This window comes from Gluconobacter sp. R75690, from assembly GCF_015244525.1.
GTDB lineage: Bacteria > Pseudomonadota > Alphaproteobacteria > Acetobacterales > Acetobacteraceae > Gluconobacter > Gluconobacter potus.
Window position 1 is genome coordinate 232,666 of the sequence record NZ_JABCQB010000002.1, and the last position, 15,132, is coordinate 247,797.

Here is a 15,132-nt window from a genome sequence, read left to right on the forward strand (position 1 = left end):
CCAGTTTATCCATAAAACCGCGCCGAAGGTCATTACTGATAGGACACAAAATGTCAGTTATCCGCCGTGCAGGGAGTCAGAAATCGGGCATTCCCGCCGGCTGGGCGGAGGGCTGGGTCATATAATACCGCTCGGCCAGCCGGGGTGGTAGCAGGTCCATCAGTCGGGAGCCCATGACCAGCCAGGACGGGAAGATTACCCGTCGCGTCTGACGCAGCGTGCCGCGCAGGATCCGGCGGACGGTCTCTTCCGTGGACACCAGACCCGGCATCGGAAAACGGTTCTGCTTTACCATGGCCGTATCGACAAATCCGCAGCACACGCTGGTCAGGCTGATGCCAAAGCGCTGCAGATGGGCGGCATTGGCCACGATGAAACGGTCCAGCGCGGCCTTGGACGCGGAATAGGAGGGGGTGCCGGGATAGCAGACGAATCCCGCGACGGACGCCATCACGCAGATCCGCCCCCGAAGGTTCTCGCCATTCCGCTGCTGCCTGCGCATGGCCGCCACGACCGGAAAGAACGTGTTGAGCGTTCCAGTCAGGTTGGTGTCGAGCATCTCCCACACGCGCTCTTCACGTTCCAGCACCAGACCGTCATCGGCTTCAGGAGGCAAACCCCCCGTGATGCCTGCGCAGAGGAACGCCATGTCGAGCCGCTCGCCGGAAGCGGTTGCGATCCAGTCCGCCATGCCCTGCCGGTTTCGTGTGTCCAGAACGGCTGGGACTGCTCTGGCGCCCTGTTTGTCGCATTGCCGGGCCGTTTCCATCAGGCCGTCTGCCGCATGATCGCAAAGTTGCAGGGAAACGCCGGGGCGGGCCAGCTTCAGGGCAAGACCGCGTCCGATGCCGGATGCGGCCCCTGTAATCAGGATATTCATCCGGCAGAGTCTAACAGAGTGTTTCCGGGATGCGACCCCCGCCGGGGTGAAAACATCTCCTGCCCCTGTGCTTGGTCTGGTTAATTGCAGTCCGAACGGGGTTTCGTGCCTTGCAGAAGCTGCCCTGCAAAGCTGTGGGCCTCCGTAATCATGGCGGCGAGGGTGCCGTTATGGCTGGCGTCATGAATTCGGTGCGTCACGGCGGTTCCGGCGGTGCAGAGACGGGTGACGAGGCGTTTCTGCTGGCTGGTGGAGGTGTGCAGATCCTGCGCGCCGGACTCGATGAGCACGGGCGAGGGCAGGGAGAAGCCGGGATATTTCGCCCAGTCAAAAACCGGCGCCAGCACACGGCTGGCTTCGGGTTCGAGCAGTGTTGCGGGCGTCAGGCCTGAGCGTTTGGCGATTGGGAAGAAATCCGACGCGCACATGGACCCGGCCTCATGCAAAAGGCGCTGTCCCCGGGGCGTAAAGGCCTCGTTGATATCCGTGGACGGATCGGCTTCGACCAGCGACTGCCCGAGCGTCAGTAGTTCCGGCACGGCGGGCGAGAAGCTGCGCGGGTTGGCGGGATGCAGAAGCTCCTGCACTGTCTGTTCGTCGAGATAGGGCGGGGCAGCGGCGATTGTGCCCAAAATCCGCAGATGGGGAGCATAGGTCGAGGCCATCGCGGCAGCGGCGAGGGCTGCCTGACCGCCCTGTGCATGGCCGTTCAGAACCACGTTCTCCGACAGGTCCGGCAGGCGCTCGCGGGCGGCTCGGACGGAATCGAGCACGCTCATGCCTTCCGATCGTGCATTCAGCAGGAGCGGCGCGCCGGGCTCGCCCATGCCGGGATAGTCGGTTGCGACGATTGCAAAGCCCTGACGCAGCCAGCCGTCATAGAAATGGGCCTGCACGGTGCCGATCCCCATGACGGAGGGCGCGCAGGTCAGGTGCAGGCCGCTTTCCCCATGCGCCCAGGCCAGAACAGGCCAGCCGCCTGCCGGGGCACGACCGCGCGGAACCAGAACCTGTGCGGAGACGCGGACGAGCTGCTGCGGATTGCGGGCATCCGTACTGCGATAGGTCAGGCGATAGACCGAGGCCGGCTCATGGGACGGCACGGAGTCCAGCCGGATGGCCTGCCCGGCCGAAACCGGAGCGCTGACGGACCAGTTGTCGCCCTCGTCATCCGAGGCGCAGCCGGAGAGGGCGGCTCCTGCCGTCAGCAGCATCAGAAGCGATGCGAGGGCGGTCAGTCCGGGAAGGCGGCGCTCCGGTTTGCGGCGAAAAGAGCGGTACGGCATGAGAGGTCTGTCTCCGACGGGGAGCGTCTCTCATAGCAGCGCTCTGCGTCCTGTGGGAGCGGCCATGTCCTGTTCCGGAACCGGGCCGGACTTGGAGAGCCGCGCATCCGGCGCTACAGAGAAGACCTCTGACGAGCCGGTCCGACCCGATCGGATCTGATACAACGAGGATATCCCCGCCATGACCGACACCATTCCCGATCGTCTCTCCGCCAGCCCGGACAGCCCGTATTACAACGAAGAGCTGCTCTCGCGCGGCATCGGTGTCCGTTTCAAGGGCGAAGAGCGTACCACTGTCGAGGAATACTGCATCAGCGAAGGCTGGGTCCGTCTGGCCGTTGGCAAGACGCTGGATCGTCGTGGTCGCCCGATGACGATCAAGGTTACGGGACCGGTTGAGGTCTGGATCAAGGACTCCGAAGAAGAAGCATGATGACACAGGCCGGCTCCGCACCGATCGCACCCCGCCGCATCGTCATCGACACCGATCCGGGTCAGGACGATGCGGTTGCCATCCTGCTGGCGCTGGCCTCGCCGGAACTGATGGTCGAGGCCATCACGACCGTTGCCGGCAATGTGCCCGTTGCCCTGACGACGAAGAATGCCTGTGCCCTGCTCGAACTGGCAGGCCGCACCGATATTCCTGTTTTTGCAGGTGCGGCTCGTCCCCTGCATCGCGCGCCCATCAGCGCCGAGCACGTTCATGGCGAAACGGGCATGGCCGGCGCCGATCTTCCCGAGCCGACTCTGCGGCCGCAGGCGATTGATGCCGCGACCTGGCTCGTGGACATGCTGCGTCGTGAACCCGAGGGCGCGATCACGCTCGTCTGCCTCGGCCCGATGACGAACCTGGCTCTGGCGTTGACCCATGCGCCGGATATCGCGTCCCGGATCGCGGGAGTCGTGGCCATGGGCGGGGCCCAGCGCGAAGGCGGCAACATCACGCCGACCGCAGAATTCAATTTTTTCGTGGACCCTCATGCGGCCCGGATCGTCATGCATTCCGGCATCCCCATCACGCTCCTGCCGCTGGATGTGACGCATCGCGCCATTGCGACCCCAGCACGTCTGGCGCCGATTGCCGCGGTCGGCACGCCGGTGACGAACATGGTGGTGCGGATGCTGGGCGCGGAAGACCGCTTCGAGAAGCTGAAATACGGCTGGGAGGGCGGTGCGCTGCATGATCCGCTCACCATCGGCTGGCTTCTGAAGCCGGAACTGTTCTCGGGGCGCGACTGCAATGTGGAAATCGAGGTCGACGCGCCGCTGTGTGTGGGTCAGAGTGTTGTTGACCTGTGGAACGTAACCGATCGCGTTCCGAATGCGTTATGGATCAATGACGTTGATTCAGACGCCTTCTATTCCCTTCTGACGGAAAGACTTGCCCTTCTGGACTAGACTCTTTCCGTCGTACAATGACGTTGGAGTAACCGAACATGGCAGACCCGACCCAGCAGGATCGCTTCTCAGTCGTCATCGTTGGTGGCGGTGCCGCCGGCATCACCATCGCAGCCCAGCTCAGGCGCGAGCGCGCCAATCTGTCGATAGCCATCATCGAACCGTCCACGACTCACGCTTACCAGCCGGGCTGGACCCTTGTGGGCGCGGGCGTGATGACGCTGCCCGAAACGCTGCGGCAGGAAGGCGGCCTGATTCCGCGCAATGTCACGTGGCTGCGCGACAGCGTTGAGAGCTTTCAGCCCGAAGCCAATACCGTGACGCTGAAAAGTGGCCGCGTTGTCGAGTATCGCCGTCTGGTTGTCTGCCCCGGCCTTCAGCTCGACTGGGACAAGATCGAAGGCTTGCCCGAAACGCTGGGCCGCAATGGTGTGACGTCCAACTATTCGCGCGAGACGGCTGCTTATACTTGGGAATGCATCCGACATCTGGATGGTGGCAAGGCTCTGTTCACGCAGCCGCCCATGCCAATCAAATGCGCCGGTGCGCCGCAAAAGATTGTCTATCTGGCGTGTGATCACTGGCGTCGGGAAGGTTCGCTGCATCGCACGAAGGTCGATTTCTCGCTGGCCGGAAACGCGCTGTTCGGTGTGCCGTATTTCGTCCCTTCGCTTCAGCGCGAGATCGACTATTACGGCGTGAACCTTCATCTGAAGGAAAACCTGATCAAGGTGGACGGTGAGAAGCGCGAGGCCACGTTCCAGATCGTCGGAACGGACCAGACCGTGGTGCGCCAGTTCGATATGCTGCATGTCGTGCCGCCGCAGAGCGCTCCGGATTTCGTCAAGAAAAGCCCGCTCGCCAATGACGCCGGCTGGCTGGACGTCGATCCGACCGTTCTGCGTCACAAGACCTATGACAACATCTTCGGAGCCGGTGACGTTCTGGGAACCAGCAATGCCAAAACGGCCGCTGCTGCCCGCGAACAGGCTCCGGTTGTCGTGGAAAACCTGCTGGCTTCGCTCGATGGCCGCCCGCAGATGGGCAGCTATGACGGTTATGGCGCCTGCCCGCTGACGGTGTCTTACGGCAAGGTCGTGCTGGCCGAGTTTCTGTATGGCGGCAAGGTCGCGCCGAGCTTTCCCTATGACCAGCGCAAGCCCAGCCGCTTCGCCTGGTTCCTCAAGACGGAAGTCTTCCCCCGTCTGTACTGGTACGGAATGCTCAAGGGCTACAACATCAAGGTCAAGCACACGCCCAAAGAGACGGGCTGACCTTTTCCCTTACCGGGAGCTGGAACGGGAAACGGGACGGATAAAATCCGTCCCGTTTTTTTTATGCCTGCGTGCGGGACGACAGACAAAAAAAGAGGGGCTGAAGCCCCTCTTTTCCATTGTTCCGTCTGACCGGAGGATCAGAAATGAACGCCGAGGTTCATCTGGAAGGAACGGCCGATGATCGCATCGTAGTAACGCGTCAGGCTGACTGCACCGGGGTACTTCGGCAGCGCGTTCGTGATGTTGTTCACCATGAAATTTGCGCTGAAGTTCCGGGTGATTTCGTAGCCAACCGTCAGGTTGAACATGGCGAAGGACGGACGTTTGTTGGCAAAGTACTGGGTCGCAGGGACCTGGACCGCGTAGTGGGACGGACCATACCAGAGGGTCTGCCACTGAAGGGTGAACGGACCACGGATATAGTTCGCGTTAAGCGTGAAGTTGTCGTTGGGCGAGCCTGTCGTGCCGGTCAGCAGATAGGTGTTGCCCAGATAGCTCTGCTGGCTCTTGAGATAGTGGACATAGTTTCCGGTCAGGCCGATTTCACCAGCCGAGGACGGCAGGCCAAAGCGTGACAGCGGAGTATTGTATTCGATATTGGCCTGCAGAGCCTGCGTCTCGTAGTTGGCGATGTTGTAATAGCCGGCCGTGAAGTTCTCGAGCTGGCCGTCTGCTCCGCGTGTGAAGGCCGCGCAATAGGCGTTGCCCGGACCATAGGACGTCGAGTCGTAGCAGCCGTCCATGATGTCCTGGGCACCAAGATACGTGATCGCGTTGTTGATCTTCACGTCCACGAAGGAGCCGCGGAAGTCGAAACCACGGATGAAGTGCGGACGAAGTTCCAGGGTGCCGGTGTAGCTGGTGGAGACTTCGTTCTTCAGCTTGCTGTTACCACCCGCAGTTCCCTGCACGGTGAAGTTGTTGAAGTTGGACTCGAACGGCTGCTTGATTCCGGCCTTGGCGCAGTTGGCTGCACGCACGGCGGGGTTCGGGCCGGCATTGAGGCCAGCGGACGAGCAGGGATCGATACCGTCTTCGTAGTCCGTGCTCTGCGGCGCGAACAGTTCGGTAACGGACGGGTTACGGACCGAACGGGCATAGTTGCCGCTCAGGCCGATATCCTGCGTCGGCCACCAGGCTCCACCGAACATGTAGGTCCAGTAGCCGCCGGTCATGCTGTTGTTGATGTAACGGCCGTTCGCCGTGGCGGACAGGCTGTAGACACCAGGAACGTGCATGTTGGGTGAGACCAGCGGAACATCAAGTTCGCCGAAGACTTCATGCGTGTGATACGCGCCACCCGTGGGCGGAAGCGAGGTCGAGTTGCCGTACTGCAGGTACGAACCGTCGTCCTGTTCCCAGCCGCGGGAGAAGGCACCCGGGTTGAAGCGATAGCCTTCGCGGCGGTGCTCGTAACCGATATCCCAGCGCACGTCGCCGGCGGGGAGCCGCATGACCGTGCTGGAGATTTCGGCCTGAAGGTCACGCTGTGCGTTGGCGTTCTTCTGGTGCGCGTCGGCGATGATGTAATCCCGTGCCGCCGGTGTGGACTGGCCGTTGCCGAACGGATTGAACGGGGCGCAGGTGGAACTGCGGGTCTTGATGGGGGCGCTGGTGTAGCCGGGTGCGCAGACGATGTTGCCGCTGGCGTCCGTCGTGGCGTCGAGCGCGTTGATGAGGTTCTGCGTGACGATGGAAGGCTGCCACGTATCGTTCAGATAGCGGCTGTATTCACCCCGGACTTTCCAGTCGAAGTGACGGCCGACGGCGTCGAAGTCACCGTTCAGACCGCCCTGGAAGCGGTACATCTGCATCGTCGTCTGATACATGCCCGCATCCAGGTCCTGGTTCAGACGCGACATGTAGAACGTATCGGTCGGCAGGCCAGCTGCGGACAGGGCGTTCACGATCGACGTGCGTGCGGCCGAGGACAGATACGGATTGTTGGTGCTCAGTGCGTAGGCACCGTTCACTTCACCATAGTTATGGTAGTTGTCCATCGTCAGCGGATCGGCGAAGAGCGGCGTATTCCAGGTGCCCTGGGCCACTTCGCTGGATGCGGTGCCGCGTGCGTACCAGCCCTGCCACGTCGCGTGGATATGGTCGGTGATGTCGTAATGGCCGAGCAGGGTCAGGTTCAGCTTCTGGGTCGGGGCATAGAGCTGGCCGTAATCCTGAAGTGCCGTTGCGTTACCGCCCACGACCGTTGTCGGGCTCTTGGTGGCGTAGTTCCACGTCATCGGGACGAGGGACTGGCCATTGCTGCTGAACATCAGGGGCTGGCCAGCAGCATTGGAAATGCCGCTCAGGACCTGGCCGCCGTAGACTGGTGGGCTATCGCCGGTCAGCTGCGGAACACCGGTGACGGATGCGATGACGTTACGGGCGCCGCGGGCAAAATCATAGGTGTAGGGCGACGTTGAACCAATGGGCTCACGGACATAGGTCGTGGCATTCCGGCCGGTCAGGTTGATCCGGTCATTGTCGAGCATGCCGCCCTGGTTGCGGTATTCGACGTCGAATACCATGCCACCTTTACCGTGGTCGAAGTCATGGCCGACCTTGAAGGTGATTTTCTCGCCGGGCGCATCAAGCCTCTGGCTCCAGTTGCCCTGGGCATTGAAGTCCACGCCGGTGAAGTGATCGTCCAGCTGGTAGTTGACCACACCTGCGACGGCATCCGCACCATAGGCCGCGCCTGCGCCGCCCAGCTTGGTGTCCACGCCCTTCAGCAGGGATGTCGGAATGGCACTGATATCAACCTGCGAGCCTGAACCTGCGCCGTAGAGCGAGGCTGTCTCGCCGCCCACCATACGCATGCCGTCAATCAGCGTCAGCGTGCGCTGGCTGCCGAGGTTCAGCAGTGAGGTATAGGACTGGCCCGCACCAAAGCTGCCCTGGGTGCCGATCGGAGAGTTGTCGCCGATACCGAAAGCCGGGTTTTCACGTATCAGCGCGATGCCGATATCGGTGTAACCGCGCTTCTTGATCTGGTCGGCGCTGAGCGAGGTTCCGGCCATGACATTTGTCAGGCGCGTCTGGGACAGACGTGTACCGGTGACCGTGACGACTTCAGCTGCGTCCGAAGCTTCCGTTCCCTGCTGCAGCACCTTGCTGTTCGTCTGGGTGACCGGAGCAGTCGCCGTCGCGGTTGCAACCGGGGCTGCGGCAGTGGCTGCCGGAGCGGCGACGGGTGCAGTTCTGGCTGTCGTGGCAGCCTTTACCGGAGCCTTTTTCCTGGCTGCGCTCTTGTGAGCGGAAACATGTTTTGCGGGTGCGGTCGTGGTGGTCTGGGCGTGAGCACTGACACTTGGCAGGACACTGTAAGAAATGCCTGCCATCAGGAACATCCGGACAACCGTCCGGGGTGCAGGTGTGCGTCTTTTCAGTGAATGTTGCACAGAGGTGGTCATCGCGGCCGTGGTCCCTTCTCGAATAAGGTCGCAAGAAAGTTTTGTATCTCTGGCAGCATTTTCATCGGAAACCGAAACGGTGTGCAATCTTTTTGCTACAAGAATGCAACATGCATGTCACATGTCATGAAAGGCGTTGCGCTTATGTCACATTCCGTTTTTCTTGAAGTATGTGTCAAAAAAATACAGAAAGAAAATCTAAATATATAATAAGAGATATTTTTGTTGTGTTGTTATTTTGTAAGTAAACTATATATGAAAATATGTAATCAAATTTCTATTTTGGTTTATTTTTTTATTTGTAATGTTTGTTTCATAATTTATTTTAATCGTATTTATTATCCAATTTTTCTGGATTTTTATTTCAATTTAAACTCTCGTGAAGTTCTTGGGTTGTCATTCTGTATTTTTGGCAATGTTACTTAGTCACGGTTTGTCATGGTGTCTTTCCTAGGGATCTTTCATGGCGTGATTGTTTGAAAACCAAGGAAAAATCGGTTTGTTCAGCTCTTTTGCGAACTATTAACAAGAACGGAGTGTTGTTACCCGATTCTATATCCTGTTGCGGTTCCCATAACAGGGCTGCGCGAACGGGTGGGCCAGTTCGGATCTGAACTGAACAGCAGTTTGTTCTGAAGTTTTAATGAAAGCGGCAGGGCTTATCCACGGTCGGCTGTTCGTCGGTCTGGATGACCATCAGTGTGACGGGGCCGTCACCGATATTTCCGGCGAAATGACCGATATGTCCCTTTGCATCCCTGCGGCTCATCTGGTCCTCGCCAAGAGAGACGTCGCCAGGCCCCATGACGACTTTCTTTCCGTCCATGGCCGTAACGTACCAGGATCCCTTCAGCGGAATGATCCACTGGACTTTCGGATCGGGGTGCCAGCTTCCATCCCAATGGGCAGGTTGCACGGTGGAAATGATGTGCGCGTTGCCTTCATGCACATGATCCTGCCATTGCGGGCCGGCAGGTTTGGACATGGTTTTCAGATCGTAATCATGGAAAGGGCAGCGGGTCATGTGGCTGACGCCGTCATGATCCGTCCAGTTGTGCCAGTACCAGGCTGTCGGCGGAGTGGGATCGGCTGCATGGGCGCTCCCGAAAACGGAAGCGGCCAGCAGGGCCGCGGCCAGAGGAAGAAAACGGGTCATGCATCTGATCCTTTATTCGGGGTGGCACGCGGGGGCGGCTGGTAACGGTCCATAGGGGCGATATCGTTGAAGCGTTCCTGATGGGGGGTACAGACCAGTTCCACGATCATGCCCCAGGGCGTGCGGCCGTAGCAGAACATGTTGCCCGGCGCGGCTTCGAGGGAGGGCTGACCCTGCGGTTCGGTCAGGAGCGTGCCGCCCGCTTCCCGGAAACGGTGACAGGCGGCATGGATATCATCGACATAGACTGCGAAATGCTGAAGGCCCCAGTCACACGGACGTGCGGCCTCGCGCTGGTCCGGGCCCTTCATTTCGAAGAGTTCGATCCCCGGACCATGTCCGAGCGCCATCATGCACATCTCGATGACGGCGGTGCCCTGAGGCAGGCCGAGGATCTTTTCCGTCTCCGGGCCTTTCTGGGGCCTGGTGCGGGTGACGTTGCGGTAGAGGGCGACGGCGCCAAACGCTTCTTCAAGGAAGCGGATGGCGGCGTTGATGTCCGGGACGGTGACGCCGACATGGTCAATGCCACGCGGCAGGCCTGAATGCTCTTTGTTCAAGGGGGAGATCCTCCGTTCTGGAAGATCTCAACCCCTGAGGAAACGCCCGGTTGCCAGAATGTGTGTCACATTGCTGCAAACCATGTCAGAGGCCTGTAGAGGGGGCCCTGGCTCAGGCCTCGTCGATCGGGCGCTTGGGTAGCAGGGCCGGGACGAAGACCATTGTGCAAAGCAGCGTGCAGCCGAGGGACATCAGCAGCAGACGCCCCATGCTGGCTGTGCCCGGATGGCCCGAACGTGCGAGCGAGCCGAAAGCCGTTGCGGTCGTGAGCGCCGAGAACAGTACCGCGCGCGCCGTCGGCGAGGTCAGCGGACCCTTCACGCCTTCGCGCCAGTTCATGACGAAATAGATGTTGAACGACACGCCCACGCCCAGCAGCAGGGGCAGGGCAATGATGTTGGCGTAGTTCAGCGTCTCCGGCACCGTGACGACCAGAATGACCGTCAGCAGGGCGGACATCAGCAGCGGCGCCATGACAAGGGCCGCATCCAGCAGGCGGCGCAGGACGACCAGCAGGATGATGGCGATCATGATGAGCGCGCAGATGGCCGCGACCGTGAAGGCATGGACGATCGTGTTGGCGCTCTCCGTGATCTCCATCGCGGGGCCCGCGACGTCCGGATTGACGGAGCGCAGTTCCCTGACGAAGCGATGCAGAACCGGCGTTTCGGACATCTGGCCCTTGGGATGGATCGTCAGGCGGGCACGACCGTCTGGCAGGACATAGTCCTGACGCACATCCTGCGGGATGCTCTCCATCGTGACCGGCGTGGGCTGGAGCGCCGTGCGCAGCATCGACAGTTCGTCAGGTAGGAAGCGCGTCAGGGATGTGCTCGCCTGAAGCAGTGTGCTGTCCTGGGCCGTCGAGAGCGTGTGCAGGGCCTGACGGATCTTTTCCAGCGGAGCGGGGAGCTGATCCTTCACGGCATCGAGCTTCTGCGCGGCCGTAACGGCGGCAGCGCGGATGGCCGCGGCGTCCGGCGCGGGTGCAGGATTGGGCACCGTGATGGTCGGCAGCAGGATGGAGGCCGTGTCCTCGATCATGGCCAGCTTGGTCTTCTGGTCATCGGGAACCAGCGCGCCAAGCCAGAGCACGTCATGCACGCTCGGCAGTTTCGAGAACTCGGCGGCCTGTTTCGCGGCTTCCGCGAGGTTCGGGGTCAGGACCTGTGCGCTGTAGGGCGTGGTGAGCGGGTTGGCTTCCAGCAGATGCAGGGCGCGCATGCCCTCGGTGTTCGGGTCTTTCGTGTGAAGCGGATCGGCATCGAACTTCAGGAGCGGCATGAGGGCCAGCCCCACGATTCCGAGCAGTGCGAAGACGCCGACGACCTTGTGCCGCTTGTGGCGCAGGAATGCGTCTGCGGGGGCCATGAAGGCAAAGCCCGGGGTGCCATTGCCCAGTTTCGCATGGAAAATGGACAGAAGGGCCGGCAGCAGCGTCATGGTGCAGAAGAAGGCGATCAGCATGCCGAAGCCTGCGATCAGGCCGAGCTGTGCCACACCGATGAAGCTCGTGGGATAGAACGCCAGGAAGCCCGCGGCTGTCGCGAGGGCTGCGACAAGGATCTGTGCGCCGCTTTCCTGACCCGTCAGGATGATGGCGTCATGCAGAGACGGGTGCGAGCCGTCCGGATTGCGCTGTCCGCGCAGGCGCACACTGTACTGGATGGCAAAATCGACGGCGATGCCGACGAACAGGATCGCGAAGGCCACCGAGATCAGGTTCAGTTCACCGACCGCCAGAGCTGCAAAGCCCGTCGTCAGGAGCAGGCCGCTGATGAGGGTCAGCAGGATGGGGATGATGACGCGCGGGGAGTGGACAGCGAGGATCAGCCAGACCGCCACGAGGACGAGCGAGATGACGAGGCCCAGCACCATGCCGTGTGCGACGGTGGAGAACTCTTCGTCCGACAGCTTCACTTCACCGGTGATGATGCCCGACGCCTGCTTCGTCTTCACAAATTCGAGATTGTTGATCGCCTGCCGCATGGCGGTCGTGGCGCCCTCGCCCGGCTGGAAAGAGCTGTAGTCGAGCTTCGGCTGCGTGACGACGAATTCGTACTGCGAGCCCAGCTCTGCCAGCTTTCCAATCAGCAGGTTCTGCCAGGACATGTCCTGCGGATGGCCATTTGCCGCGGCTGTCAGGGCGTTGGCGAAACCGTCCAGCGCGCCGTTGAAGCCGCTCGGAATCCCCTGTCCGGCCTTGATGCCCTCGCCGATCAGGCCCAGCGCGCCAAACAGGCCACGGGCGGACGGATCAGCCGCCAGCGTGCCAAGGAAGGGCTGCGCGGAGACGATCGAATCCAGCAGGGGCTCAAGGTCCTTCGTGTCGAGGAACAGGAAACCGTGGCTGTTATAGAAGGCGTTGTCGCCGGGCAGGCTGACCGTCTTGAAATGCGTGTGGTCCTGACCCAGCGTCGCAGCGAGCTGTCTCGCGGCCATGCGTCCCTGTTCGGGGATGCGGCTGTCGATGATGGCGACGAGCTGGTTGCTGTCCTGCGGGAACAGGCGCGTCAGCTCCATGCTCCGCTTTTTCCACGGCAGAGTGTTGGCAAACATCTTGCTCGTGTCAGTCGTTACACTGATCCGTGTGACACTCAGGGCAACGCAGCCAGCACAGAGCAGTGCGAACAGCGCCAGAACAAGGGGCGCACGACGCGCGCAGACGGCATTCAGCCGACCGGTCAGATCCGAAAACATGGGGCCTACCCTTAACAGAACGTGCAGCGTTTCCCTACCCCATCCTGACATTTCAGCGATCCTGAGGCAGAAGGAAAGCCATGACATGGACTCTTCCCGGCCCCGCGACTTACGAAAGTGTGATTCGGAACAGTGTTTTCCGTGCTTCCGCCGCCCCGGTGGAAGATGAAGCCGCCGCCATGGCCTTCTTGCGCGAGGTGGCCGTCCTGGATGCGACCCATAACTGCTGGGCTTTCAAAACGGGCCAGCGCTTCCGGTGCAGCGATGACGGAGAGCCGGGGGGCACGGCGGGGCGACCGATTCTGTCTGCCATCGAAGGGCAGGATTTCGACAATGTCATGATCGTCGTCACACGCTGGTATGGCGGCGTGCAGCTCGGGGCCGGGGGGCTTGTCCGGGCCTATGGCGGCGCGGCGTCGGCCTGTCTGCGCGAAGCGGACCGGATCGAGCGGATCGAGACCGTGAATCTGCGGTTTCACTGTCCGTTTTCCAGCTTTGCGATGGTGGAATCGAAGATCGATGGCTGGCGTGCGACCCGGCTGGAATGTGATTTCGATGGGGAAGGCGCCTGGATGACTCTGGCTGTGCCTGTCGCAGAAGCGGAGGCCATCACGGACTGGCTGCGGGATCTGACACGGGGACAGATGGACATCACGCGACCTAATTAAAAACTAAAACAAATCGTATAAATTATTTAAAACTATGACGATTGATGTTTTTTCGGCTCTGCCTAATGTTCTGCGAACCCCGTCTGGAGTTTTCAGGGCATGTCGCGTCATCATTCATACCGGAACCGGTCCCTTCTGGCCCTGATGGCGCTGGAAATCTGCGCACCGCATGTGGCTGTGGCAGCTCAGCCCTCATCACCCGCAGCGCCGGTGACGCCTGCGCAAGTCACGCAGACGGAGGAATGGATCCATGTCCCGTCTACGGAACGTCCGCCCATCCAGAACTATCCCCATGCCGGTGTCGTGGGTCAGCCGCGCCGTGTCGTGGCCAGTCAGAACCATGCGCCGCAGGGACGTCAGGGTCCGTGGGGCGCGTTCAGCTACGGCAACGGCGAATCAGCGGGCTTCGGGCCGGTTGGTCGTTATGGTGTGGCGCCCTGGGCGGAAGACTGGAGCTTCCTGCGGGATAAAAGCCGCCGGGACGATCCGTTCGATCCGCTCAAGTTCATCGCCCTGAACGATGCAAAGACGATCTGGCTCTCCTTTTCCGGCGAGACGCGGCTACGAAACTGGTATGAAGAGACGCCCTTTCTGGGAAAGAAGGGCGGTAGCAATTCCGGCCGTTTCGGCGTGCGGAACCTGTATGGCGCGGATTTGCATTTAGGCGAGCATGTCCGGCTGTTTGGGCAACTCATCAACGCCGATGCAGGCGGCTGGAAAGGCTTTGGTTACAACACGACGTACCGCAAGCGGCTGGATCTTCAGCAGGCTTTCATCGAGTTCAAGGGCAAGCTGGCGGGGGCGCAGACCGGCTTCATGTTCGGTCGTCAGCAGTTCCTCGATGCGCCGTCCTACGTTCTGTATAACCGCGAGACGCCCAACGTGCCGCTGTCTTGGAATGGTGGCCGCATCTATGCGATCTGGCCCAATATCCGGGTGGATGCGTTCGATTTCGTCCAGACCAAAACTGACGCGACCCTGATGTTCCATGACACGGAAGATTACGGCACACGCCTGTATGGCGGCGATATCACGGCTCTCGTGCCGCAGTTCTCCATTGGCGGAGAAACGGTGCACTCGTTTCTGGACATCTTCTATTACGGATACCGCTATGGCGGCAGCCTGTCAGTCGTACCGCTCGCATCTGGCTCCCTGAAGGGGACGTCCTCACGCGGGAATGTGGGTTTCCGCTGGTACGGTACCGCTGCGTCCTTCGAATATTCTTTCGGAGGGCTCTATCAGGACGGAACGTTCCAGAAGTCCGGGAGCGAGCACAAAAGTGCTGTCCAGGCCTATTCGGTCAACACGATCGTGGGATACCGCCATACGCCGTCTCCGCTGCATCCGTTCATCGGCGTTCAGGCGGATCTGTATTCCGGCGGCGCGGACGGAACGAACGGGCCGGTCCAGACCTATATGGCGCCCTTCAATCCGCAGACGAACTATCTGGACACCACGACCTATATCCAGCCGTCCAACCTCGTCAGTGTTTCACCGGTCCTCAGTGTCACGCCCTGGAAAGGCTTTGCGAGCATCCAGTTCAAGGTGCCGTTCATGTGGCGGGACAATGCGGATGGCGCGATCTGGAACTCGTCCGGTCCGTACACATTCTCGAAGACCTATCACGGTGGTTATATTGGTGTGGTGCCGCAGGCGTCGCTCAAGCTCCAGCTCAACCGGCATCTGACCTGGCAGATCTATGGCGCACGGTTCATGGCCTCGAACGGGCTGCATGCGGCCGGCGGCAAAAGCGGAAGCTACGCCCAGTCCAATGTCGTGTTCCGCTTCTGAGG

Annotated in this window: 11 protein-coding genes; 5 read left to right on the forward strand and 6 right to left on the reverse strand. The window is 60.8% G+C overall.

Annotation, left to right across the window (positions count from 1 at the left end):
* Positions 1 to 76: 76 nt before the first annotated feature.
* Both HKD27_RS03455 and HKD27_RS03460 read right to left on the reverse strand, forming a co-directional pair.
* Positions 77 to 880 (reverse strand): SDR family oxidoreductase, encoded by an 804-nt coding sequence (locus tag HKD27_RS03455; protein WP_194688463.1) that lies wholly within the window; start codon positions 878 to 880, stop codon positions 77 to 79.
* Positions 881 to 960: 80 nt separating this feature from the next.
* Positions 961 to 2,166: a lipase family protein gene (locus HKD27_RS03460; protein ID WP_194688462.1), complete on the reverse strand. Its 1,206-nt coding sequence runs from the start codon at positions 2,164 to 2,166 to the stop codon at positions 961 to 963.
* A gap of 181 nt (positions 2,167 to 2,347) precedes the next feature.
* Between HKD27_RS03460 and HKD27_RS03465 the strand changes: the two genes are divergently transcribed.
* Genes HKD27_RS03465 through HKD27_RS03475 form a run of 3 tightly spaced genes read left to right on the forward strand, consistent with a single transcriptional unit; the run spans position 2,348 to position 4,838 of the window.
* Positions 2,348 to 2,599: a DUF3297 family protein gene (locus HKD27_RS03465; protein ID WP_041112680.1), complete on the forward strand. Its 252-nt coding sequence runs from the start codon at positions 2,348 to 2,350 to the stop codon at positions 2,597 to 2,599.
* Positions 2,596 to 3,564, forward strand: a complete 969-nt coding sequence (locus HKD27_RS03470) for a nucleoside hydrolase (RefSeq protein WP_194264837.1) — start codon at positions 2,596 to 2,598, stop codon at positions 3,562 to 3,564. Before HKD27_RS03465 ends, HKD27_RS03470 begins: the two co-directional genes overlap by 4 nt.
* Before the next feature lie 38 nt (positions 3,565 to 3,602).
* A complete protein-coding gene (locus tag HKD27_RS03475; RefSeq protein WP_194688461.1) occupies positions 3,603 to 4,838 on the forward strand; it encodes an FAD/NAD(P)-binding oxidoreductase in 1,236 nt (411 codons plus the stop codon).
* A gap of 140 nt (positions 4,839 to 4,978) precedes the next feature.
* On the opposite strand, the gene HKD27_RS03480 is transcribed toward HKD27_RS03475, so the two are convergent.
* From HKD27_RS03480 to HKD27_RS03495, 4 genes are all read right to left on the reverse strand, one after another.
* Positions 4,979 to 8,182 carry a TonB-dependent receptor domain-containing protein gene (locus tag HKD27_RS03480; RefSeq protein ID WP_228518291.1) on the reverse strand — a complete coding sequence of 1,068 codons (3,204 nt, stop codon included), beginning with the start codon at positions 8,180 to 8,182 and terminating at the stop codon, positions 4,979 to 4,981.
* 712 nt (positions 8,183 to 8,894) lie between these two features.
* Positions 8,895 to 9,410: a cupin domain-containing protein gene (locus HKD27_RS03485; protein WP_172492312.1), complete on the reverse strand. Its 516-nt coding sequence runs from the start codon at positions 9,408 to 9,410 to the stop codon at positions 8,895 to 8,897.
* Entirely contained in the window at positions 9,407 to 9,970 is a 564-nt protein-coding gene (locus HKD27_RS03490; protein ID WP_194688459.1) for a VOC family protein, read from the reverse strand. Before HKD27_RS03490 ends, HKD27_RS03485 begins: the two co-directional genes overlap by 4 nt.
* 112 nt (positions 9,971 to 10,082) lie before the next feature.
* Positions 10,083 to 12,671, reverse strand: coding sequence for an MMPL family transporter (locus tag HKD27_RS03495; RefSeq protein WP_194688458.1), 2,589 nt, complete (start codon positions 12,669 to 12,671; stop codon positions 10,083 to 10,085).
* An 80-nt stretch (positions 12,672 to 12,751) separates the two neighbouring features.
* On the opposite strand from HKD27_RS03495, the gene HKD27_RS03500 reads away from it, so the two are divergent.
* Positions 12,752 to 13,339: a YigZ family protein gene (locus HKD27_RS03500; RefSeq protein WP_062496442.1), complete on the forward strand. Its 588-nt coding sequence runs from the start codon at positions 12,752 to 12,754 to the stop codon at positions 13,337 to 13,339.
* A 99-nt stretch (positions 13,340 to 13,438) separates the two neighbouring features.
* Positions 13,439 to 15,130, forward strand: a complete 1,692-nt coding sequence (locus tag HKD27_RS03505; protein ID WP_194688457.1) for an alginate export family protein — start codon at positions 13,439 to 13,441, stop codon at positions 15,128 to 15,130.
* Positions 15,131 to 15,132 lie beyond the last annotated feature (2 nt).